The sequence below is a fragment of the Streptomyces sp. NBC_01622 genome (assembly GCF_045209635.1).
GTDB lineage: Bacteria > Actinomycetota > Actinomycetes > Streptomycetales > Streptomycetaceae > Streptomyces.
On sequence record NZ_CP109293.1, the window covers coordinates 11632397 to 11656224 of the forward strand.

Below are 23828 nucleotides of genomic sequence, written 5' to 3' on the forward strand. Positions count from 1 at the left end.
GATCGGCTACGACGGATGAACTTCGCTAAAGGCATCCGGCCGTGACCAGCCCGAGCATCCGAGCGGTGAGAGGCCTGACCGAGATACGGGTCAAAAGGGCGACGGGATGGATAGCTGTCGTGGGGACGAGACTTGTGACGGTTCTTGTGAGCCCTCGTCGTATTTCAGGGGGATGTCCGCGTTGCTCTGCCGGCGGCAGAACAGCGGCCGGACCGGGCTCGACGATCGCTACGGTCCAGTCTCATGACGACGATTACGACGCGTACGGTCGAGTACCCGGCCGACGGTCTGACGATGGTCGGGCACCTCGCGCTCCCGGCCGGTGTCGACCGTCGGCCCGCAGTGCTGCTCGGACCAGAGGGCATGGGGCTCAGCGACGTCGAGCGCCGCCGGGCCGATGCTCTCGCCGAGCTGGGATACATAGCGCTGGCCTTCGATCTCCACGGCGGGCGCTATTTGAGCGACCCCGAGGAGATGCTGGCCCGTTGCATGCCACTGCTGTCTGATCCCGACCGGATGCGGAGCATCGGCCATGGAGCGCTCGACGTGTTGCGCACCGAACCGCGGACCGATTCCGACCGGATTGCCGCCGTCGGCTACGGCACCGGGGGCGCTGTCGGGCTGGAACTGGGGCGCGACGGCGTCAACCTGCGCGCGATCGGGACAGTCAACGCACTGACCACGGGCCGGTCTGGCGAGGCGGCGCGCATTCGCTGCCCGGTGTGGGCCGGGGTCGGGTCGGAAGACCCGATCATGCCGCCCGCGCAACGCAAGGCGTTCACCGCTGAGATGCAGGCCGCGGGCGTCGACTGGCGCCTGGCGGTCTACGGCGGGGCCTTGCACGCCTTCCACCACCCGCCGGTCGACCACCCCACGGTCCTCGGCGTCGGCTACCATCCGCGGCACGCGCAGCGAGCCTGGCGCGACGTCGTCGACCTGCTCGCCGAGTGCCTGCCTGTGACGGCGGATCCGGGGGCATGACCCAGGCGAACATGCTGGCCCCAGGCTTGGCCGGGGTCATGCACTGACCCGGCCGAGCGCGAGGCGGTCGTGAACGACGCGATGGACGGCATCGTCGCGTCCATCGCGATGCCGCTCCCGTCGGACCTGTGACGCCTCAAGCAGCGTGGACAGGTTCGGCAGATCGGGGCAGGGATGCGTTGGGCTGGACGGCGGGCCGGGTGAGTCTGCGGGGCATGAGCGTGATCGAGGGAAGCGGGAGGCGCTCTACCGGCGGACCGCCGAGATCAGGCCGCCGGGCCGCTCCTCGCGCTGCGGCGGGGTGCTGATCGGGCGGCCGTAGGCGGCAGCACGTTCGCGCAGGGTGTGGGTGCTGGCCTCCCAGCCGTGCCCGGCCAGCCAGCCCACCGGGTCGTCGGGCATCTCCGAGACCCACATGGACGCCGCCGATCCCGGCACGGCGTCCGCGCCGAAGCGCTCGATCACGCCGCGCGAGCCCAATGTCAGCCCCATCCGACTGCCTGCCGCCGAATGCGTGCTGATCCGGGCCAGCAGCAGCTCCACCGCATCCTCGGGCAGATAGATCAGCAGTCCTTCGGCGATCCACACGGTCGGCACCGCCGGGTCGTGCCCTGCGGCGGCCAGCGCGCCTGGCCAGTCCTCACGCAGATCCACCGCGACGGTGATCCGCTCGCAGCGTGCGACGGCCCGCTCCCGGCGCAGCACCGAAGTCTTGAAGTCCAGTGGCGCGGCGGTGTCGACCTCGAACAGGCGGGTGCCCTCGGGCCAGTGCATCCGGAAGGCCCGGCTGTCCATGCCGGCGCCGAGCAGCACGACCTGCCGGCCCCCGGACGCGGAGGCCTGCTGCAACAGGTCGTCGAGGAACTTCGTCCTGATGACGATGGAGAGCGACACGGCCAGCCGACGGCGGCGCGCGGCCTCGTCATCGGGCAGCGGTGGCGAGGAGGGCCACAGGCCGCCGGCGGTGGCGTAGGCCTGTGCCAGCGGGTCGCGGAACAGCGCGTTCTCCCGCTCGGTCTCCAGTGCCCGCACCCTGGCCACCCCCACCGCCGTGGCCCACACTCCCGACGGCTGCACCCGCTCCTGCTCATCAGTCACCGCGCCAGCCTAGAAGATCGATTCCAAGGGGCCTGATGAGGGGAGCCACCTTCATGCGCGGCTAGCCAGTCATGCGCGCACTGACCGCCTACGACCACTAGGGTCCGTCTTCAAAGATCACCGGATGGTGGATCATGGTGGGGTGATACGTCGCCATGAACTCACCGATCAGGAGTGGGAGTTACTCGCTCCACTCATACCGCGGGCCGCGACGGGCCGACCGCGTGTGGAGGATCGGCGGGTCGTCAACGGGATGGTCTACAAGATCCGGACCGGGATCTTCTGGCGTGACCTGTCAGATCGCTACGGCTCATCGCAGACGGTCTACACCGCTTCCGCCGCTATGCGCTGGACGGCGTGTTCACCCGGGCTCTCCAGCAGATTCAGGCCCACGCAGACGCGGCCGGCGACATCGACTGGCTCGTCCAGATCGACTCCACCATCGTCCGCGCCCACCAGCACGCCGCCGCCACCGGCCGAAAAAGGGGACCCACCGGCCGGACGAACCAGACGATCACGCTCTCGGCCGAGCCCGAGGAGGCCTGACCACCAAAATCCATCTCGCCTGCGACGGCAAGGGTCGCCCGCTCGCGCTCCTGCGATTCCGCGCCTACCTGCGCAAACGCGGCATCGCCTGCACCATCCCGGAGAAAGCGGACCAGCAGCGACACCGGCACAACCGCGGCAGTCGCGGCGGTCGGCCACCGGCATTCGACCGTCAAATCCATCGCCGCCGCAACGTAGTTGAGCGCTGCTTCAACCGCCTCAAGGGCTTCTGCGGCATCGCCACCAGATACGACAAGACCGCCACCTCCTACGAGGCAGCGGTCAGTCTCGCGTCATTCCTGCTCTGGGCAAGATCAGTTTGAAGACGGACCCTAGCCCCAATGCCGTTGCTTTAGTTGGCGGCGTAGTCTGCTGGCAGGGCGTCGGGGGTGGTGCCGGTGGCGGAGAGTGTCCCGGAGTTATCCCGTCTGGGGTTGTTGACCTGGGTGTATCCGCCGGGTCTGGTGGATCGGGTGGTCGCTGCGTGCGGCCGGACCGAGCAGCGCAGACGGCTGCTTCCCGCCCGGGTGGTGGTCTACTTCGTCCTCGGTCTGGCCCTGTTTTCGCTGGCTCCGTATCTGGAGGTGCTGCGGCATCTGACCGACGGGCTGCGTGCGGGCGGGCTGTGGGGCAACTGGTGGATCCCGGCGAAGTCCTCCCTTTTCAGGGCCCGTGGCCGACTGGGTTCCGAGCCCTTGCGGGTGCTGTTCGCGGCCACCGTCCGTCCGCTGGCGGATGAGGAGACACCGGGCGCGTTCTGGCGCGGGCTGCGGCTGACGGCGGTGGACGGCACCTGCTGGGATGCCGCCGACACTGCCGTGAACGACCAGGAGTTCGGCCGTCCCGGCAACACCCGCGGCCCGGACAGGTCCGCGTTCCCGCAGGTGCGGATGGCGGCCCTGGTCGAGTGCGGCACCCATGCCGTGCTGGACGCGGAACTGGCCGGCTGCCGGACCGGTGAACTCACCCTCGCCGCCCGTCTGGTCCGCTCCACCGGGCCGGACATGCTGGTCCTGGCCGACCGGGAGTTCCTGGGAGTGCCGTTGTGGAGAGCGTTCACCGCCACCGGCGCCCACCTGCTGTGGCGGGTGTCGGCCAACCGGGTCCTGCCCGTGCAGGAACTCCTTCCCGACGGCTCCTGGCTTAGCCGCCTGCACGCAGGCACCGACGGCAAGAAACGCGATCCGGTGCGCGTGAGGGTGCTCGCCTACCAACTGTCCTGCGGCGCAGCGAGCACCCAGAACACGCATTACCGCCTGGTCACCGACCTCCTCGATGCGGAACGCTTCCCCGCGGCCGAACTCGCGGCCCTGTATGCCCGGCGGTGGGAGATCGAGTCGGTCTTCGACGAGATCAAGACCCACCAGCGCGGCCCCCGCGTCGTCCTGGCCAGCAAGACCCCCGACGGCGTGCGCCAGCAGATCTGGGCCCATCTGCTGGTCCACCACGTTCTGAGGTCCCTGATGTCCAGAACCGCTGCCGTCCACGGCATCGACCCGGACCGGCTTTCGTTCACCGACACCCTGCGTGCGGCCCGCCGCAGCGGGGAGTCCGTCTTCAGCCGCCACCAGGCAGTGCGGCCCGACCGCGTGATCTGTCCGGCACCCTTGAGGTCGTCGGTGTCGTCGAGTTCGGGGTCGATGCCGCCTTCCTGGAGGCGTACTTGGCCGAGGTCGGCGTAGCTGGGGGAGTGCAGCACGCCCTCGCGGATCTGCCCTCCGTACAGCTCGCTGGCTTCGGCCTCGGCCAGGAGCGGCTCCGCCAGGCCGCGGTGGAGGGCGTGCTGGATCATCCACACGACCTCCGCCGGGCGGGCGGGACGGAAGGCGATGCCGCCGGCGAGCGCGGCCTCCACCCGGGAGGCCTGCTCGCGGTAGGCGGTCACTTCACGCCGTGCCACCGGAGCCGGCCGCATGCCCAGCGCCGGTGAGAGTTCCGCCCACATGGCGCCGAGCGATGCCGATACCTGCAGGCCGGCGCTCTCGGTCTGCAGGGGCACCGCCAGCCACAGGGTGCGGCGGTGCATCTCCTGGTCGTCCAGCAGATCGAGGGTGGCGTCGACGTTCTCCACCCATGGATGCGGACCGCCGCGCGGGGCCGTGTCGGCCGGCTCGATGCCCTCGATCATGCGCAGGGCGATCTCCCCCGGATCGACCTGCGCGCACAGCCCGAACAGGCGTGGAGCCCCGGACAGGGAGCGGATCAGGTGGGTGATCCTGGCGAGCTGTTCGTCGCGGACCGCGGCGGGCACGTAGGTGCCCTGCACGGTCTCCTCACTGCGGCCGCGGGCGTCCGGGCCGGGGTGCAGCCGGTAGAGCGCCCACACACTGCCGTGCGTCGACCACACCAGATGCCCGGCGACGTGACGGATCGGCACCCTCATCGCACACCCCCGCGCTGCGCGGTGAGAGCGAGCAGCTGCTGCACACCCGCCACCGGCGCCACCGGCGCCACCGGCGCCACCGGCGCCACCGGCGCCACCGGCGCAGCCGGCTCTGTGCGGCGGCGCGTAGACGAGCGGGCGGCGGCCGTGCTCGCGTGCGGTGACCGGGTGGCGCGCTGTACAGCCGCGCGAGGCGGTGCGCCCGCCGCAGCGGGTGCGGGCAGCGGGCCCTCGATGGTGAAGCCGCCGAGCAGGGGGCGCGAGGCGCGGTCGCGGGCGGCGCGGCCGCCGATCCGCCCTCCGTGCGGCTGCCGGCCGAGCAGCAGCCAGCCCAGGGCCGCTTGCATCGGGGCGCGCCCCCGGATCTTCGGACGGCGTACGGCCCAGATCGCCAGCAGCCAGGCCACGATCGGGACCGGCCCCGTCCACGACCACCACGCAATGGTCTTGACGAGGAGGAAGCCGCCGGCGACGGCGACCGTGATCTGCGCGGGTGTGTACGGGCCGAGCGGGATCCTCCAGTCGGCGACCTTGCCCAGGACCCAGGGGTGGCGGCGGGCGGTCGTGTAGAAGCGGCCCACCCGGCCGGCGGCGGCCGCGGTCATAGCCGGCCTCCGACGCCGGGCGAGTGCGTGCGACTTCTCATTTCGGTGTCATCAGTGGTTCTCATCTAGATGTCGTGTATCTCTACTGGTCGGAACGCAGAAGTGGTGACAACGAATGCGAAGTCTTGGTGACATCATGTGAGAATTCCCAGCGCACTGAAATGAGAAGGCCATAAGATTGGCTATCTGGCCTGCTATTTTATGCTTTGGCCTTGCTACTGAACTTGAACTCGTGATGTCGGCCCAGGGTCTGGCCGTGCTGTCAGGAGGGCTGGTCTACGATCCTGTGCTTGCCAGGCGTGAGGCGACGAGCGCCACGAAGTGCTGAAGGACGGCGAACGGCAGCGTTTGCGTTGCGTCGAAGTAGACCTCTGCCGGCTTCTCCTCCTCGGGCGCGTAGACAAGCACTGTCACGGCTGTCGGCCCTGGAACAGGTGAAGCAGGCAGAGAAGAGGATCGGCCCGGAACCATGCGGGCCTCGCTGAGCTCGAAATGTGTCATCCGGCCCTCGCCTGCACCCGTCTCGGTGGTGAGGGCGCAGAACAGATCACCGTCGTAGTCCCAGGTCAGCAAAGACATGGTGGTGATGCTGCCATACCTGGCGCTGTCAGCGGTCGGGCATTTGCATCACCGCATCCGTCAGGGTCCGGATCCATGTTCAGACCGGTGCCGGCGAGACAGCCGTCGACCACATCAGGGCGGTACTGGATCTGCTTGAGTCGGCGTTTCACTGCCTGGGTGATCTGGCCGAGGTCAGTCGCCGCGAGGTTGCCGATGTCGCGCTTGACCAGCGACCAGACGCCTTCCTGAGGGTTGAGGTCCGGGGCGTAGGTCGGTAACTGAAAGACGGTGAGCCAAGTGGTGTTTGCCTCGAAAAACTCCCGTAGTGGCGCGTCTGGAACGCCTCGTTATTCCCCAGGGCTGGGGTCACGTAATTCCCCAGCCCCTCGCGTGATCGGGGTCCAGTTGGTCAGGACTTGCCGGGCTTGTCGGTGGTGTTTTTGGGGCGCTTGTTCGGACGGAAGCTCGGGCCGTTCATGATGACTTGGTGGCTGGTGTTGATCAGTCGGTCGAGAAGGGACTCGGCGACGACGGGGTTGGGGAAGAGCGGATACCAGTCGCTCGGTGCCCGGTTGCTGGTGATGATCAGGGACCGGCCCTGTCGCTCGCTGACCAGCTCGTAGAGGTCGTAGGCCTGGGCCGCGGAGAGCTGGCGCATCGCGAAGTCGTCGAGGATGAGCACGTCGGGACGTACCAGTTCACGGATCCGTTTTGCCCAGGTGCGGTCCGCGTGGCCGCCGGCCAGCTCCGCGAGGACGCGACTGGTCTTGGCGAAACGGACGTGGGCGCCCTGCCGGACGGCGAGATGGCCGAGGGCCTGGGCGATATGTGTCTTCCCGACTCCGACCGGGCCGAACAGAATTACGGACTCGCCGGAGTGGAGCCAGCGCAGAGCACCCAGGTCGCGGATCTGGGCCGCGGGCAGCTTCGAGGAGGCTGCGAAGTCGAACTCCTCCAGGGTGACCTGCTGCTCGAACTTGGCCCGCTGCAGGCGGCGTTGGAAAGCGACGGTCTCCCGGCGGGTGATCTCGTCCTGGCAGAGGACCTGCAGGAAGTCCAGGTGGCCGAGCTCGCCGCCATGGGCCTGGGAGAGACGGGCATCGAGGGTCTCCAGCATGCCCGAGAGGCGGAGGGCCTTGAGGGACTCGCGCAGGGCTGCGTCCATCACGCTCATCGGATGCTCCCCTCGGGGTCGCCGTGGACCTGGTCGTCGCGGAACTCGTCCGCGATGCCGGGGGTCGTCGCGGCGGAGGCGAACAGCTGCTGCGGACCGTGCAGGAAGGCTGCGGCTCCGGCATCGCCGCTGGTCTCGGGCTCGGGATCGGCCTCGGTGCCGGCGATCAGGATTCCCTTGATGGTGCGGTAGGAGGGGTCGCCAACCACGATGGCTCTGATGCAGGCGGCTTCCAGGCGTGTGTCGCCGTACTTCTTGCGCAGGCCGAGAACCCCCTGGGCGGCGCGGAGCCGGTAGAGGGCGTTGACTTCCAGCAGTTGGTCGACAACCTCGCGGCAGGCGTCCCCGACCTCGGATGACTGGCTGCGGCACCAGATCGGCGTGCGCATCTGGAATGCGATCTTCTCTGGCGGATAGTCGCTCTTGTCGGTCCGTTTGCCCTGTTCAAGTGCCGCATGGGTCTTGACCAGTTGACCGTCATGGAAGACCTGCATCATCGTGGCGGTGGAGCGGACATCGACGCGGCGGCCGATCAGTTTCCAGGGCACCGAGTAGAGGGTGCGTCCGACCTTGATGTGGATGTCCGGGCCGACCGTCGCAGTCGACCAGCGGGCCAGCACGAACGGCGTGGGCGGCAGCGGCAGCAACTCGGCGGCCTCGATCGCCTCGAACACCGTGATCGGGGCGGCCCCGTCCAGCGGCCGGCACGGTCGTCGACCCGCGACGGTCTGAGCCCAGGTGATCGCCTCGGCCTGCATGTGCTCAATCGAGATGAACTCCCGTCCGCGCCAGAACGAGTCCCGGATATAGGGCATAGGCCGCTCCACCCTGGGCTTGTCTTTTGGCTTCAGAGCACGAGCTGGATCCACCAACGCCCCATAGTGGGTGGCGAGTTCGGCATACGCCTTGTTGATTTTCGGGTCGTAGAGGTCAGGCTTGTCGACCCCGGTCTTCAGGTTGTCCGGCACGAGCCGGCGCGGGACACCGCCGAAGTAGCGGAAGGCCGCAACATGTGCCTCCGTCCAGGCGTGCTGGTGAAGGTGCAGGACAGGGCGGACGAACATGTGCCGCAAGCACGGCAGCACCATCACGAAGGCCCAGATCCGGTGCCGTTTGCCGGTGCGCGGATTGATCCACTGCCCCAGGAAGCCGTAGTCGATCTGGGCCTCCTCGCCCGGCTCGACCTCGTCACGCAGGACGGTGACCTGCGATCTTCTCGGCGCCTCGGGCATCGTGGAGACGGTCACCGTCCCCAGCAGACCTTCGATGAAGTCACGATGCCGGTCGATCTCCGACCAAGTTACCTGTCGCAGCCGGGTGTTGAGCAGTTCCGGGAACCAGCCCCTGATCAGCTTGTTCCAGTCGGCCTCGCCCATCGGCGGCCCGCCCGGCGCGAGCCCAGCCGCCTCCGCCGGCGCCAGGTACTTCCTGACCGTCTTGCGGTCCAACCCCAGCGACACCGCCAGCTCGCTCTTCGAGCGGCCCGCGTACCAGTGGACGTAGATCTCGGTGATGTCGACCACGACGAACGTTCTCCTTGCCATCCGGGCTGCCATCGGCCTTCCGAACCACAGGTCGAAGGACATGCCAACGCCGCGATGGCCAGGTGTCCCTCGATCCCGAACGCCGCCGTACCCATGGCCAATTAGGAGAATTCATGATGGGGAATTACATGGCGCTCAAACCACCCCAGATGGGGAAAAACTTGACCGCCGACAGCGCGACCAGGTGCATGCGCAGGTTGTCCCACACCAGGACGATCGGGCCGCCGAGCTGCATGCGGGCGCGGATGACCAGGTCGCGGTAGTCCTTCCAGCCGAAGCCCTTCGGTTCGTCCTTGCGGCCCCGGTACTCGCGGATCGCGTAGATCAGACGGGACCGCTCGCCGTGCTTGTAGCAGGTCATCCCCGCCATCGACACACGTCCCGAGCCACGTCCGCGCACACGGACGACCGGGGTGCTGCCCTGGCGGCCCCAGGTCCTGGCGCGCGGCGGCGTCATCGACTGGCCGGCCTCGTCCTCGAAGACCACCCAGGCGTTGTTCACCGCCGCGGTGCTCTTACCCGCGGCCAGACCTCCCGTTTCCACAGCTCCACCGCATCGTCATCGCGCTCGATCGCCCGCCGGGCAGGCTGCTGCCAAGACCAGCCGTGCCGCCGCAGCAACCGCCACGTGCCCTCCACGGTGTACGAGACGTGGAACAGGCGGCCGATCAACGTCTTCACCCGGGCCAGCGTCCACCGCTGGTCGACCCACCCGTGGGCCAGCGGGCCGCGCTCCAACTCCCGCTCCAGCCTGGCCATCTGCACGTCTGACAGTCGAGGCCTGCCGGGTGATCCCTTCGACGCCAACCCGGCCAGGCCCTCCTCGCGCCACTGGCGCCGCCAGCGTTCCACCGACCGCTCCGAAACTCGGAACGCGGCAGCGATCTCCCGGTTCTTCCCGCCGGCCTTGAAGCCAGTCACGGCCTGGAGCCGGACCCGCTCTCGCGCAGCTCTCTCGGCGTCGGTCAAGCCGCCGCCCTGCGGATATCTCACCGCACCCGGAGTACAGAAGACACCTGCCTGCTGTCCGGCGAACAACCCGACATCACCCGATCAAGTTCAGTAGTTGAGAGCCGTCCGTGGTGGGTGGGAAGCCTGATCCCCAAGGACCGCCGCTGGGGCTAATGAACCCGAGCACTGTGACCGGGCATTGCAGGCTGCTGTGTCCGTCCGCCGGCCGATCAGCTATCACCGGCCCGCTGAGGGCCGGGACGAGCTCACGGGCCGGGATCGAGTGGGAGTGCGCAAGCGCGGTGCTCTGACGGTTCGTCCGTAGTGACAGACCCTCCCTGTGTAGGGAAGACTTGCTGGCCGAGCTCATCGAGACTGGGTGCGAGGACAGACCCCCACACGTGTGGGGAAGACCGGGAGGTCACCACAGGTCTGCTGGCCTGCTGCGACGGACCCCCACGCGCGTGGGGAAGGCACGATCAAGACCTACGCGGACCGTGTCGCGCACGAGGCACCCCCGCGTGCGCGGGGAAGACCGTAGATGGGGACATCCTGGAACACGACGGTCTGAGAGACCCCCACGTGCGTGGGGAAGATCCCTTATTCGCCTGCGGTTTCGAAGATCGGTAGAGCGTTTTTTGCTTACTTTACATGACCTGGCCGTGCTGGTGAGGGCCGCTGCCTGGAGGCGCTCGCTTTTGGTGGTTCGGCCTGAACTGCCCGACCGGCAGGTGGATTTGGGATCGCCAGTAGCGTGGTAATTGCGTCGGGTGCGGATCCTTTGGAGGGAACAATCTCGGATGCCTGGGCGGGTGAAGGGCCACGAGAATGGTGCGATGCGGTCGCCCGAGTTCACGGAGGATGAATATGCGAGAACTGTCGAAAGTCTGCGCGGTACGCGCCTTATAGAAGTGACCTACTACCCGCTGAGCTGCGGTGACGATGGCGCCGAGGTCGAGGAGTGGGACTTCGGTGTGTGGCACCAGCCCACGATGGGCGTCGGTCTGCTCGCCGAGAACGGCACGCGATACTCGGCAGTGTGGGGCAACAGTTTCGACTGCTACGGCCTGGAGATCTTCCAAGAACCCATGTCCAGTCAATTGACCATGATCGGACAGCCCGGAGGGACGCCAGCCGTGGCTGTAACTGACCATCCTTCCTGGTCAGGGCTCATCGGAGTTCCGCTCGTGGGCGCCGACATCCTCTGGTCCGAGGGTGACTACGGACTCCGACTGCCGGTCGCTGTCGAGCTTCGTGCACCTGCCGCCACAGTGTGGCTTATCGCGGGTCGTCCGGCACAGTGGCCACCCGACGGGCGTTTCTGCCTCGGAACTGACGACGTAATGACCGTCTTCACACACGAGTTCGCTGGCACCGTCGGTCTCCCTCTGAAGTGACGGTCGGGATCAAGCGGTGAGGCTGTACTTCTGCTGGCCGGGGCTGGGGTAGAGGCGTTGATGTACGCGGGCCGTGTGGAAGATCCAGTAGTCCTCGAAGTCGCCGTTCGTGATCAATGCGCGGAGTTGGAGGACGGCTTCTGCGCCGTTGAGTCCCCAGCGGGCTCCGGTGATGTCGAGGCGGTCGGCGATCAGGTGGCGGCAGGCGCCTTCGACGGCGCCGGTGGCGATCGGCCAGCCGGCTGCGAGGGCGGTGTCGTAGTGGAGCTGGTCGAGGTGACCGGTGAGGTAGCGGTGGCAGGTCGTGACGGCCTCGCGACGGGCGGCGGAAAGGTGTTCGGCTGCGGCCTGGAGGTTCATCTCGGCGGCGGCTCGGTCGGCGTGTCCGGCGAGGATCGCGGTGAGTTTGTCCGCGGCCCAGGTCTCGGCCTCGCGGCTGCCGACCAGGTGGAAAGCGTGCGCGGCCGTCCAGCAGTACTCGGCAACATGCACGAAGTCGAGCAGGACGTGCAGGCGGATGCCGCGGCGGGCGGCTTCGTCCTGGATCAGGTCGAGTTGGTGGCGGGCGCCGTCGACGAGCACGATCCAGTCCCGCAGATGCTGCAGGTCGCGGGCCTCGGCCTGGTCGAAGGCGTCGGCGATGACCTGCTCCGGAGGACGGATCACCGAGGCGGTGCACCATTTGCGCTCCGCTTTCGGGCCAGGCCTCGGCGTCCGGCTCTCGCTGCGGCCACCCGGCGGATGCACGATGTCATGCGGCCGGCGCGGGGCGGGCGCGGCGTCGAAGACGCAGGCCACCGTCGCCATGCGCTTGCGGTTGGGTTTTTCTCCCGGAGCCAGCCGCCCGCGCCGCCCGGCCGCCGCGCTCCGGGCCGCGGCCCGGCGGGTGGCCTCGCGCAGGGCTTCGGGGCGCATCACCACGCCCTTGCCGTCGACCTGGATGACCAGCGGCACCTCGCGGGTGCACGGGGTGGGGATCTTCACCGTGTAGTAGGCGGCGATGTCGACGGCCGCAGCGATCACCAGCTCTTCGAGGCGGCGCTTGCCCAGCACTCTCCCGCACCGTCGCTCGATCGCGGCCTGGGCCTGGTCGAACGAGCCTCTCACGGCTTCCAGGACGGCAAGCCGGGCCAGCCCACGCGAGTGCCGGCCCGCGGGCAGCGACAATGCTTCGTCGGCCAGGTGCACGTTGGACACGCCCCGGCCGCGATAGGCGATCCTGTTCACCCGCACCGGCCCGAACACGCAGGTCAGCCAGCGGGGGTGGTTGCTCTCCTGCCAGGTCCGCGGCTGTCCTTCCGGCCCGCGCACCACCGGCCGTCCCGCGCTGACGCGGGCCGCCGTTTCTTCAGCCCTCGCCCGCAGGTCGAGGTGATCCTGCATCAGCTGCCTCAGCAGCTCGCGCCCTTGCTGCTCGAGCAGGACCTCCAGCTCGTCATGGGCCATGTCCCGCGCCGGGGTGCCGACCAGCGTCGAGACGAGGCGTTCGAAGGCACCACGGGAGGCTGCGTAGGCACCAGGCTCGAATAAGGCGTCATAGGGTTCCATCTGGGGCTCTTCTTCGGCTCTTCTTGCGATTCGTTCGGTTGGCACCTTCGAATCTACGGAGAAGAGCCCCTTGGTCACCGGGAGTTGACGTGGTCGGCGTCCCTGTCGTGGCGGGCCAGGGTGAACCGTCCCGGCGCGTCCTCGTCCAGCCAGCCCCGTTCCACCAGACGCTTCAGCTTCCCCCGCGTCCCCTCGATCTTCGCCGTCGTTGCCTCCAGACCGATCCGCGGCACGATCTGCTTGGCCTGCAACGGACCCGGAGCATCGGCGACGATCTCCACGATGTCCCGGTACACGTCCGGCAATACCTGAGCGACCAGGCCCTCCCGCCACGGCGGCACCGCCATCACCCCGATGCCGTGAGGCGCCGGCGCTTCCTTGGGTTCCGGCGCGTCGTGCGCCTCTGCCGCCGGCGCTTCTTCCGCGGCCGACAACTCCGCCAGCACCTGCATCACGGTCTCCCGCGTGATCTCCAACCGCGACAGATCCGCCCGGGCCTTCTCCAGCCGGACAGCCAACTCCGCAGCCTCGGCCTGCAGTTCTTCCACCCGCTGTCGAGCCGCGGCCTCCCGCGCCTGGAGTTCTTCCGGCAACGACACCATGGCACCCCACCTCCACCTCGCCACGGTAGAAGTACGACGGCACCGCCCACACGTCAATCAGCGTCTTCCCAGCTCAGCTGTCCCTCGAAAGGATCCGCACCCAATTGCGTCTACTTGTGGGGTTTCTTCCGCTGGGCGCGGGTTGACCGGCGGGGTTGCTGGCGGGCTGTAGTCGGCGGCTGATGTTGAACGGAGGGTGTGGGCTGGAGGCGGACGGATACGAGTCCCGCGGCGAGGAGACCTTTGTCGCTGGTGCTGTTGATGTGACGGCCCAGTTCGGCGGGTGAGGCCATGAGCTGCCGGTGCGTGGGGGAGTCGTTGAGGGCGAAGCCGTAGCCGAAGAAGACCACCGCGCTGTGGCGGGAGCGAGCCGCCTGCCGCCATTGGCTGGAGGCCTGCACGGTCGCGCGGGCGATGACGGTGCCGTCGTCGTGTTCGAGGGTCAGCTGCTGGCCGGTCAGCACGAGGGTGAGGTGCTGGGGCGAGATGAGGGTGGGCTGCGGTCCGGTCAGTCGGCGCAGCCCTTTGTCGCAGGCTCGGTGGACCTGGAGCTCGATGGACTTGCCAGTGTCGGGAGAGGTGGAGCCGACCATCTTGTGGGGTTGCAGGATGGCCAGAGCCTTCGGGCCGGGCAGGAACTTTCGGGCTTCCGGCAGGAGGAGGTCGATGGTGGAACGTCCGGTGAGGCTGCCGTAGACCGGGTCCGTGGACAGCGACAGCACCGCGTGGCAGCGGGCTGCCTCGTAGGCGTCTTTGACTGCTGGATCCCGCTCGAGCGCGGCCAGGCCGGCGGCCAGAATGGCCTCTCCCTCCTCCTGGTACTGGCGGTGCACCGTCTCACCCATCACCGCCGACAGCCGCGGCACCAGTCCGGAGCAGATCCGCTCCCACACGTTGTCCGGGTCATACGGCTCGGTTAACGCCTTGTCGTTGAGCCGGCTCATCTGCTCCAGGAACCCTTCGTCCTGGGAACTTCCGTTCATGGCCCGCCAACTGTCGTACACCACCTGGAGCAGGATGAACCGGGCCTCATCGGTGGCCGTCTCGAGCGCCGGATTCTCGGCGATGCCGGTTTCCTCCAGCAGCCGTCCCAGCAGTTCCACTGCACGCTGCTCTCCCTGGGTCACCCACGTCCAGGCGCAGTGGCAGCCGACGTTGTGCACCAGGTGGTGCACGGCGAATCCGTACAGCGTGCGAGGGCCGGCATAGGGCAGGAAGTCGTTCAGCGCGGCATCGGCCTGCTCCCACTTGTGCTGTAGGGCGAGCGCCTCGATGAGGAGGCGTTTGAGGTCGGCCGTAGCCCGCGACCATGGATCGGTGCTCCTGGCCAAGGCTGCCGCTGCGGCGTGTTCGGCGCGCTCGCCTTCGCCGTGTCCCAACAGGTCCTGGATAGCGAGGAGGTCTTTCGTCGCCTGCGTTGACTCGGTGAGGGGCAGTGTGTCTGCCAGGGCACGGAAATCTTCCAGCAGCTGCGCGAGCGCAGGGTCGGGCTCGTCGCGCAGGTGCTTCTGCAGGATCCGCGACGCCTCGGCTGCGAGGTGGGTGACGGGCTCGGGCAGCGGACCGTCGAGCTGGCGGAGGTAGGACAGCACGGGCAGCAAATGGGCAGCAATGCGGTGCCCGGCGTCGGCCTGTTTGCGCAGCTGGGTGAGGTGCGCGAGCAGGATGTGTGTCTGGGCGGCCAACCCCTCGTCCGGGTCGCCGGCTTGTGCCAGCCATTCCAGCTCCAGCTCCAGCAGGGCGCGGGCGGCGTCGTACTGGCCGTGAGCATGGTGAAACGCTGCCAGATTGCCCATGAGCAGGGCCGTGTAGCCGTCGGCCGTGTGTGCTGAGCGAATGTGCCCGACCAGCACGGTGGCGTGCTGGGCCAGTTCCCAGGACCGCTCGGCCTGCCCGGAGAGCAAGGCCCCGCGCAGCCAGCGGTCGGTGTGGCAGGCCACGTGTGCCAGACCCGCAGCCACGTCTGACTGCGACAGCCCCAAGTGCCGGGCCAGAATGTCCTGCAGCACCGCGTTCATCGACACGGTGTCCTCGCTGCCGGGAAACACCTCCGTGCGGGTCGGTAGCGGCTCGTCGTACCGGACGACGGAGACATCGGTCAGTTCGCGGATGACCTCGCGCACCGGGATCTGCGCCTCGTCGAACACCACCCACCCGGGAGCCGGCGGCAGGTCTGCGGGGCCGACGAACGCGCTCGCCAACGCCAGATGCACCGGCGCCCGGCGCGGGGCGAGCCAGCACAAGGCGGCCACCGTGGCCAGGGTCGGCCGCAGCAAGCCACGAGAGCGGGCACTGCTGATCAGCCGCTCGGTGCTCAGCGCGACGGCCGCCGACAGCGTCCGCGGATACCCGGCAGGCACCAACCGCTCATCGTCCGCGGCCCGTTGGACCAGCGTATTCGTATAGGCGGGAAGCCGGTCCACGCTAATACCGCAGGTGACCAGGTAGCCGCAGGCCACCTCGATCGCCAGCGGCCAGCACTCCAAGACCTGGGCCAGCCCGGACAACGACGACGCATACTGCTCAACCTGACCCTCACTCAAGTCCAGCCGCAGCTGCAGCAAGCGGAGTGCTTCCTCGCTGCTCATCGGGCTCAGATCGATGCGCCCTTGCACACCGTGCCAGTGGCCACCCAGAGCGGTCACAATGACCCTGCCCCGCCCACTACGTGGTATCCAGGCACGGGCAACAGGCGCACTGGCGTCGTCGAACACCATCAGCCACAGCCCCGGCAAGGACTGCAACTCGGCATGCACTCGCTCGCGCACCAGCCGCGGATCCCGCACCTCGGCCGGTTCCTCACTGCCGGTCAGATGTGCCAGCACGCGGGCGAACGACGCGACCAAGGCCTCCTCGCTCTCGGCGTCCACCCAGAACACCACGTCATAGCGGAAGGCCTGATCAGCAATGTGTGCCGCGGCCAGGCTCGACTTGCCCAGTCCCGACAGTCCGGTGATGACACACGTTCGGACGCCCACGGCGCCATCCCCACCAGAAGAGAGGATCTCTGAGATCCCATCGACGAGGTCCGTGCGCTCAACCTCAGGAAGGGGCGGCATCTGTCCGTAGACGATCCCGAGCTCGTGCCGGCCGACAGCTGAGATCAGTTCCTCGTCGCCGACCAGTACCGACCGACGAAACTCCCGCACGTCCCAGTGAGCCAGGTCAGGGTCGGCCGCGCGGCGCATGACCTCGGCCACCAAATGGCCCAGCACCAGCCCCCCGGCCCTGTGCGACAACCCCTGCCCGGCACGCTCCCGTTCGGTGCGCAGCGCATAGTGGAGATCTTCACGCAACTGCCCGTCGCTGCGGCCATCGAACTCGATGCCCGCACGCCCCAGACGTTCCCAATGCTCCTCGGACAGAGCCTGGCAGATACCCCACACGGTCGGCGCCCGGACCAGAAGGTCCTGCAAGTCCGCTTTGAGCAGAGGAACATCACCGCCATGGCGGCGCAACACCTCAGCCAGCCGCAGACATCCTTTGTCAGGTGCAGCCGAGGTGATCAACCGGTACTGCTCGGCCTCGAAACCAGTGACCAGATGCACCAGCACCGCCACCGCTTCTCGGGCCTTCGCGATCCGCCCTGTTCCGGCGCTTTTCACCTGTACCGCCATCAGCGAGCGGCCAGCGGCGTCGGCCAGATCGAAATCAACCGAATCCGCATGCTGGAGCGACACCACGTTCCCAGGCCCCTCGATACGGCACACAGCTGCTTCGCCGTTCCGGACGCTGGCCAGCAGTGCTTCCACCGTGCGCAGATACTGGTACTGGAAGCCGCGAGCAGCGACTCGCCCACCGTCGAACGCCACGCAAACCCCCTGCGCTGAAGCCGACTTGTCGCCGCAAGACTAGGCACGGGGTCTGACAACAGGTGTCCACGCAGCAGGATCTGCGACGGCTTTCGGCCTCATGTGCCCCGCTGCAGTCTCACGCACTATGGATAGGCCCCAACTGTGTGGAACACGCGGTGGGCTGGATCGGGTGGGTGGGCCCAGTTCGCCGACAGACCCCCACGTGTGTGGGGAGATCAAGAAGCGAGGCCGGGGCTACCTCCGACTGACGGAAAGACCCCCACGCGTGTGGGGAAGACACCCCGACATCACCGCGCCCATGCTCGAACGCGGACAGACCCCCACGTGTGTGGGGAGGACCTCTACAACTCGCGCAACAGCCTCGCGAACATGGAACAACCCCCACGCCTGTGGGGAGGACCCTTGCTGGGCTGTGGGTTTGAAGATCGGCAAGCCGCTTTTTTTGCTCACTTTACCGGAGTCGGTTGTGGCGGTGGTCCCCGAACCCGGCGAGTGGTGGCCGCGTGCATCCGCGTGCTTGTGCCCTGGCTATCGGATCTAAGCGTTGTCCCGTAAATGATCTTTGATGTGCTGGATGACCTGCCGTTTCTCCGTCACCCTGCGAGTGCGAGGTTGTGCAGGCGGGCGATGCCGAGCATGGCGTGGTGGACACCGGCCCCTTTGAGGCGGCAGTCGCGGAGGATTTTCCAGGTCTTCATGCGGGCGAAGGCATGCTCGACGCGTGCACGTACTTTGCGATGGGAGGTGTTGTGTTCCTCTTTCCACGCCGGGAGTTCGGCCTGGCCCGGTTCACGTCGGTGCGGGATGACCAGGCCGGTGCCGCGGTAGCCGCCGTCCGCGATGACCGTTGTCTTGCCGACGGCGTCCTTCGCGCCGGACAGTTCCCACGCCTTGCAGTCGTTGCGGTTGCCGGGCAACGGGCGGCCGACGGCGACGACGAGCCTGGTGTCGGCGTCGATGACGACCTGGTGGTTGGTCGAGTAGCGGTAGTTCTTCGACTGCTCGGCGACCTGGTGATCGCGGGTGGGAACCAGGGTGCCGTCCACAATCAGCACGGCGTCCTTGCGGAACCGCCTGCGTTGCTGGAGGGCGAGCGCGGGTCCGAGGTGGTCGATGATGCGGTCGGCGGCCGACTTCGACACCCCGAACAGCGGCGCCAGTTGGCGCAGCGTCAGGTTCGTCCGCCAGTACGCGGCGACCAGCAGCACCCGGTCTTCCAGCGGCAGGCTCCACGGCCGGCCCTTGCGCACCGGATCTGCCCCCTCGCGTCGCAACGCGGTGATCAGCTTCCCGAACTGACGCGGACTCAGCCCGGTGAACGGGGCTATCCAGGACGGCTCCGACGCCGTGATCACACCAGCCACGACAAGATCATCTCATCCCTGACCAGCAGTTACGGGACAAGTCTTAGGCTCTGATCCGTGGCTGGGATCATGGTGCGACCGGATACGGTCAATGTTCCTCTGCTGGGAGGAAGTTGATGGCAGAGGAGTAGCTGGTGGGAGTGCGGGAGGATGCCCGGTACGGCGGGATCGATCTGACGCCGTGGGGGAAGTTCGACCGTGGGCAGGGGGCGGTGTATTCGCTGCTGTTTCATCTGCTGGATGTCGCGGCGGTCGCGGGCGTGGTCTGGGACCGGTACCTGACGCGCGGTCAGCGCCGGCTGATCGCCGCCGGACTGGGCCTCTCCCTGGCTGACGCGCGCTGCCTGGTGATGTTCATCGCCGGCCTGCACGATCTGGGCAAGCTGTCCGCTTTCCAGGAGCAGGAGGCGCATCCCTGGGCCCGGGTCAGCGACACCCTGCGCGCGGACGCCCGTAACTGGAAGCGTATGCCGCACGAGCGGGCGTCCATGCACAGTGCGCTGCACCTGCTGTCCGAGGCCGGCTATCCGGCGGACACGTCCGACAGCGTCGCGGTGCTGGTCGCGCAGATCCTGGGCGGCCACCACGGCCGGTTCCTGCAGGTCGACATCGATGGCGCGGCCAAGGCCTCCCGGGTCAACCTCACGCTGGGCGGGCCGGCCTGGCAGGATCTGCGCCGCCGCTACTTCGCCCTGCTGCGCCATCTGACCGGAGCCACCGCGGTGCCCGCGGACGTGTCGGTGCCGGCGGCCGTGCTGATCACCGGGGTCGGTATCATCGCGGACCGGCTGGCCAGCCAGCGCCACTACTGGCTGCCCAAGGCCCAGGCACCCGCCTTCGGCGCCGGCGAGCACTACGCACAGGCCGTCCGGGACGCCCCCGCCCTGCTCGAGCAGTCCGGTCTGACCCGTATCACCCTGCCGCACACGTCCTTCAGCCGCGCGCACGGCGGCCTGGAGGCCCCGAACGATCTGCAGGCCTCGGTGATCGAGCAACTCGCCCACGCGGTGGGGGAGAAGGGCCCCGGAATTGTGGTGGTCACCGATGCCACCGGCGGCGGCAAGAGCGTCACCGCCCTGGAAGCCGCACGGATCTTCAACGCCTCCGGCGACACGGCCGGCATCCTGTGGCTGCTGCCGACCATGGCCACCACCAACGCCGCCTACGACGTCCTCGAGGCCTACGTGGCCGCCCACCGGCCCGAGCACGCCCCGGTCTCCCTGGTCCACAGCCACAGCTACCTCAACACCGCCTACACCGACCACCGCCTCGCCGCTCACGAGCCGTCGACCAGTGACGCCTTCTGGCCCGACGAAGACGTCGCCGGCACGCCGGCGGGGGAGCGGCCCGAGGAGCGGGTGACGGTGCCCGACGGCTGGCTGCGCGGCTGGGACCGGGCCCTGCTGGCCCAGTTCACGGTCGCCACCCACGACCAGGCCCTCATGGCTGCGTTGCCCGTCCGGTTCAGTGCCCTGCGCATGCTGGCCCTCTCCGGGCGGACCGTCATCGTCGACGAAGTTCACGCCCTGCCGCCGTTCATGCGGCTGATGCTGGGGCGGCTGCTGCACTGGCTGGGCGCCTTGGGCTGTTCCGTGGTGCTGCTGTCCGCGACCCTGCCCAGGCACGTGAGCAGTGAATTCATCCGAAGCTACCTCGACGGCGCCGGCCACCCCTACCCCGCAACAGCTTCTCTGGACTGTCATCCGCCGTATCCCGGCTGGCTCTACGCCGCGGCCTCAGACGCCTCCCTCACCCGTATCGACCCCGCCGCGGCCGCCACCCACGCCGGCCGACACCGCCGCCGCGCCGACATCCGCCTTCACCCGGTGCGTCACCCCTCCTGTACCGACCCCGAGGACGCCCCGGTCCGGGAGACCCGCCTGGAGCGGATCGCCAAGGAGATCGCACCCGTCGCCGAATCGGGCGGCTGCGCGGCCGTCTACTGCGCCACCATGGCCGACGCCCAGGCTACTTACGAACACCTGCACGCCGCCCTGGACTGGCCGGACGGCGGACCCGAGGGCCAGTTGCTCCTGCTGCACGCCCGTCTCCCGGGCCACCAGGGGGAAGCCCTCACCCGTCACGTCCGCACCGTCCTCTCCCGCAGCGGTCGGCGCCCGAAACGTCTGGTGATCGTCACCACCAGCCTGCTGGACATGAGCCTCGACATCGACGTCGACGTCATGGTCAGCGACCTGGCCGCTCTGCACACCCTCCTGCAACGCCTGGGCCGCCTGTGGCGCTTCGACCACATCGCGCTGCCCGCGTGGACACGCCGGCACGGCCGCCCCTGCCTGAGCGTGCTGCAGCCCACCGACCACCGCGGCCGCACCCTCCTGCCGCCCGCCTGGCGCGTCCTGGACTCCCCGTTCCTGCCGCTTGCCACCGCTGAGCACCTCGCGCACCGGCATGACGGCCCGCTCACCCTGCCCGACGACGTGCGGCATCTCGTGCAGAGCGTGCACGGTGACGCCGAGGACCTCGCCACCACCAACACCGCCCTGCACCGCAATGACACTCTCCACCAGGCCCGCCAGCGCACCGAAGAACACCACAGCGCGCTGCACCTCGTGCCCACCTGGCACGACACCCTCTCGTTGTCCGACCTGCACCGCCAGAACCTGCACGCCAGCGAGGCCGCCACCCGGCTGGGTGTCATGCCCCGCCGCCTCCTGCCCGTCTACCGCACCCCTGGCGGCCGTCTCACCCTGGACGCAGCCGGCACTCAGCCGCTGCCCCAGCAACGGAAACTGACCACCGCGCAGACCCGGACGATCCTCCGGCACACCCTGCCGGTGCCCGCCGCTTGGGTCGCCGACCGCGGCTGGCGCAACCAGGTCCCTGCCTCCTGGCGTACGCACGCTCTCCTCGCCGACCTCGTTCTGCTGCCGCAGGATGCCCAAGACCCCGCACGGCCGGTGCGTTTCGGGCGCCACAGCCTGCGCCTCGACGCCACCCTGGGGCTGGTCCACACCCAGCCCTGAGGTGGCGTCGCCTGCGTGCCTGCGGCCACCGCGCTTTTCCTGAGCCCTTCAAGGCGCTGTGGCTGCTGATCGCGAACCGCGCCGGGCTGCGACGGCCAGGAGAGCACCGTCGCATCGGTGTCCGCCGCTGTGCCGTCTCTGTCGGCCACTCCGGCAGCCGCCCGGGTAGGCCCGGACACCCTGGAGACGGCGGCGCATTGCACCCCTGTGTTCTCGATGCGGTTCAGGTGCGTCCGTCGGGCGGCAGCGAAAAGAAAGGGGGCTGCCGGGGCAGAACCGTGAATAGGGCCGCTCCGTATCCAGGAAATGACGCTGGGTCAAAAAAGGAAACCGACCGGTAATTGCAGGGTGAACAATGTGGTTCAGGGGGCTGCCGAGCTGTGGCTAATATGGAACCGCGAAGTCGGACGAATGTTCGAGTCCGGTGTCTCGCGCCTGCTGTGCTGTGGACACCGCACCCCTGGTGTCCCCGTGCGGCACCCTGCTGCCCGTCGGCGTTGGCCTGACCTGGCCCACAACCGCGCGGCCCGCCTCCTCTTCCTGGTCCTCCGCGTGCACCTGCGGCGCCGCGACCCGGGCGGGCCCCCTGATTTCGGCAGGCAGCTCTTTCCAGAGAACCCCTCTTGCTTCACGCCCGGCAATGGAGCCCGTGTGCCTGCCCCGCATTATGCGACCGACCAAGAGCCCTGCATTCCCGTCCTGTTCCTGAACGGGCGCCAGGAATACCTGGGATGGAGGGATGTGCTGCTGCGCGCCCACCTCATCCAGGACCTGGCGCTGCCCCTGCCGCCGGCGGCATCCGCGGCCCTGCGCCTGCTCGTTGCTATGGCTGCGCGGGTGAGTGGCCTGGACGCGCAGGCAGACGGACGCATGACGGCACGGCAATGGGCGCAACGCCGCCGTGACCTGCTGAAGAACCCCGGAGGATTCGACCCGGACGCCGTTCACGACTACTTCGACCGCCACATCTGGGACCTGTTCCACCCGCAGCGGCCGTTCCTGCAGGACCCGCGACTGGCCGCGCAGTGCGCGAAGCGGGCCGGCGTCAACAAGCTGGTCTTCGGCCGCCCCGAGGGCAACAACCTTGCCTGGCTCAGCCCGCACACCGACACCGACCCCCAGCCCGTGCCCAGCGACCAGGCCCTGTGGCACCTGCTCATCCACCACTACTACGGCGCGGCCGGCCAGTGCTCCGTGCGCACCGTAGGCGGACGTTCCCTCGGAAAGGCCAAAGCCGGACCGCTGCGCTCCACACTCTCCTTCCACCCGCTGGGCCGCACCCTGTACGAAACCCTCCTGGCCGGCATGCCCAAGCCGTCCCGGCTGTGGCCGGACGCAGAAGACCGCTGCCCATGGGAGGAACCACTGCCCGCCCCGGACCCGGACGACGGCCCCGACCCCGATGCCGCACCGCCACCGGTGTCCTCCCCGGGCCGGCTTTTGACCGGCCGCTCCCGGCACGCCGCCCTCCTCATCCCCTCCGCCGACGGCCGGCAGGTGACCGACGCCTACCTGACCTGGGCCACCCAGAAAAAGCTCCCCGCCCTCGACCCCTACCTCATCCACCACGTCCATGCCGGCCAGCCCGTCACCAAACGGCACAGGCCGCGCCCGGCAGACGCCGACCGGGCGCTGTGGCGGGACCTGGACGCCCTGCTGCTGGCGGGCGATGAGGACGACCGCAAAGGACGGACCAGCAAAGGCGGCACGGCCTACACCGTCCAGCGTCCCGAGGCCTTCACCACACTCAACGACCTGCCCCCGGACCTGCGAGCCGCCCTGAGGGTGAGGGTCTACGGCTTCGACCAGAACGACAAGACCGTCAACCGCACCTGGTACACGGCCCTGACCCCGCCGATCTGGCCCTGGACGCAGGAACACGACCCGGCCGCGGCCGAGCGCATCGCCGAATGCCGCAAGGCCGCCGAGGAGATCGGCGAACACCTCGACACCGTCTCCAAGTCCGCCTGGAGCCAGGTCACTTCCCCGGCCGGCGACAAGGCCGGGCGGCCGCCCAGGAGCCTGCCGCCGTGGACCCGCAGCGCCCGCACCCTGTACTGGCCCCGCGCCGAGACCACCTTCTGGGCCCTTCTCGAGGACTCCGCCCGCCCCGCACGCGCAGCCTGCGCCGCCGACGCCATCCACGCGCTGCGCACCGCCACCCGCCCGGCCATCGCCCAGCACTTCCGCGCCGCCGAGGCCATCGCCCACGCCGTGGCCCAACTGCGCCGCCACCGTCACTGACCCCCGGCTTCGTCCCGCCGCCACCCCACCC

The 23828-nt window shown here is 68.7% G+C and carries 15 protein-coding genes and 4 pseudogenes; 6 read left to right on the forward strand and 13 right to left on the reverse strand.

Annotation, left to right across the window (positions count from 1 at the left end):
* The first annotated feature begins 243 nt into the window (after positions 1–243).
* Complete coding sequence (locus tag OH768_RS53875; protein WP_406465034.1) at positions 244–981, forward strand: dienelactone hydrolase family protein; 738 nt, start codon at positions 244–246, stop codon at positions 979–981.
* Between the two features lie 246 nt (positions 982–1227).
* Here OH768_RS53875 and OH768_RS53880 read toward each other — a convergent pair whose 3' ends face one another.
* The gene (locus OH768_RS53880; RefSeq protein WP_406465036.1) at positions 1228–2079 is read right to left on the reverse strand and encodes a class I SAM-dependent methyltransferase; all 852 of its coding nucleotides are present in this window, start codon (positions 2077–2079) and stop codon (positions 1228–1230) included.
* 124 nt (positions 2080–2203) lie between these two features.
* On the opposite strand from OH768_RS53880, the pseudogene OH768_RS53885 reads away from it, so the two are divergent.
* Positions 2204–2948 (forward strand): annotated as a pseudogene (locus OH768_RS53885) (IS5 family transposase).
* Between the two features lie 66 nt (positions 2949–3014).
* Positions 3015–4169: pseudogene (locus OH768_RS53890) on the forward strand (IS4 family transposase); the annotation flags it as partial.
* Here OH768_RS53890 and OH768_RS53895 read toward each other — a convergent pair.
* The 8 genes and pseudogenes from OH768_RS53895 to OH768_RS53930 all read right to left on the reverse strand — a co-directional run.
* Positions 4160–5008 (reverse strand): annotated as a pseudogene (locus OH768_RS53895) (ATP/GTP-binding protein); the annotation flags it as partial. The pseudogenes OH768_RS53890 and OH768_RS53895 overlap by 10 nt on opposite strands.
* Positions 5005–5613: a hypothetical protein gene (locus OH768_RS53900; protein WP_406465038.1), complete on the reverse strand. Its 609-nt coding sequence runs from the start codon at positions 5611–5613 to the stop codon at positions 5005–5007. The gene OH768_RS53900 and the pseudogene OH768_RS53895, both read right to left, overlap by 4 nt.
* A 276-nt stretch (positions 5614–5889) precedes the next feature.
* The gene (locus OH768_RS53905; RefSeq protein ID WP_406465040.1) at positions 5890–6192 is read right to left on the reverse strand and encodes a hypothetical protein; all 303 of its coding nucleotides are present in this window, start codon (positions 6190–6192) and stop codon (positions 5890–5892) included.
* Positions 6180–6488: pseudogene (locus tag OH768_RS53910) on the reverse strand (transposase); the annotation flags it as partial. The gene OH768_RS53905 and the pseudogene OH768_RS53910, both read right to left, overlap by 13 nt.
* 95 nt (positions 6489–6583) lie before the next feature.
* Entirely contained in the window at positions 6584–7348 is a 765-nt protein-coding gene (istB, locus tag OH768_RS53915; protein WP_406465042.1) for an IS21-like element helper ATPase IstB, read from the reverse strand.
* A complete protein-coding gene (gene istA / locus OH768_RS53920) occupies positions 7345–8871 on the reverse strand; it encodes an IS21 family transposase (protein ID WP_406465044.1) in 1527 nt (508 codons plus the stop codon). The genes istB and istA overlap by 4 nt, the downstream gene beginning before the upstream one ends.
* 145 nt (positions 8872–9016) lie before the next feature.
* Positions 9017–9394 (reverse strand): hypothetical protein, encoded by a 378-nt coding sequence (locus tag OH768_RS53925; protein WP_406465046.1) that lies wholly within the window; start codon positions 9392–9394, stop codon positions 9017–9019.
* Positions 9391–9885 (reverse strand): winged helix-turn-helix domain-containing protein, encoded by a 495-nt coding sequence (locus tag OH768_RS53930; RefSeq protein ID WP_406465048.1) that lies wholly within the window; start codon positions 9883–9885, stop codon positions 9391–9393. The genes OH768_RS53925 and OH768_RS53930 overlap by 4 nt, the downstream gene beginning before the upstream one ends.
* Before the next feature lie 794 nt (positions 9886–10679).
* On the opposite strand from OH768_RS53930, the gene OH768_RS53935 reads away from it, so the two are divergent.
* On the forward strand, positions 10680–11240 hold the full coding sequence (locus tag OH768_RS53935; protein ID WP_406465050.1) for a hypothetical protein: 561 nt from the start codon (positions 10680–10682) through the stop codon (positions 11238–11240).
* A 9-nt stretch (positions 11241–11249) separates the two neighbouring features.
* On the opposite strand, the gene OH768_RS53940 is transcribed toward OH768_RS53935, so the two are convergent.
* From OH768_RS53940 to OH768_RS53955, 4 genes are all read right to left on the reverse strand, one after another.
* Positions 11250–12788 carry an ISKra4 family transposase gene (locus tag OH768_RS53940; protein WP_406465051.1) on the reverse strand — a complete coding sequence of 513 codons (1539 nt, stop codon included), beginning with the start codon at positions 12786–12788 and terminating at the stop codon, positions 11250–11252.
* Positions 12789–12862: 74 nt separating this feature from the next.
* On the reverse strand, positions 12863–13390 hold the full coding sequence (locus OH768_RS53945) for a hypothetical protein (protein ID WP_406465053.1): 528 nt from the start codon (positions 13388–13390) through the stop codon (positions 12863–12865).
* A gap of 110 nt (positions 13391–13500) precedes the next feature.
* Positions 13501–17202: a hypothetical protein gene (locus tag OH768_RS53950; protein WP_406465055.1), complete on the reverse strand. Its 3702-nt coding sequence runs from the start codon at positions 17200–17202 to the stop codon at positions 13501–13503.
* Positions 17203–17798: 596 nt separating this feature from the next.
* A complete protein-coding gene (locus OH768_RS53955; RefSeq protein WP_406458364.1) occupies positions 17799–18569 on the reverse strand; it encodes a transposase in 771 nt (256 codons plus the stop codon).
* Between the two features lie 134 nt (positions 18570–18703).
* Here OH768_RS53955 and OH768_RS53960 point away from each other — a divergent pair, with 134 nt between their 5' ends.
* Positions 18704–21553, forward strand: a complete 2850-nt coding sequence (locus tag OH768_RS53960) for a CRISPR-associated endonuclease Cas3'' (RefSeq protein ID WP_406465057.1) — start codon at positions 18704–18706, stop codon at positions 21551–21553.
* Between the two features lie 651 nt (positions 21554–22204).
* Positions 22205–23797, forward strand: a complete 1593-nt coding sequence (casA, locus tag OH768_RS53965; protein WP_406465058.1) for a type I-E CRISPR-associated protein Cse1/CasA — start codon at positions 22205–22207, stop codon at positions 23795–23797.
* The last annotated feature ends 31 nt before the right edge of the window (positions 23798–23828 follow it).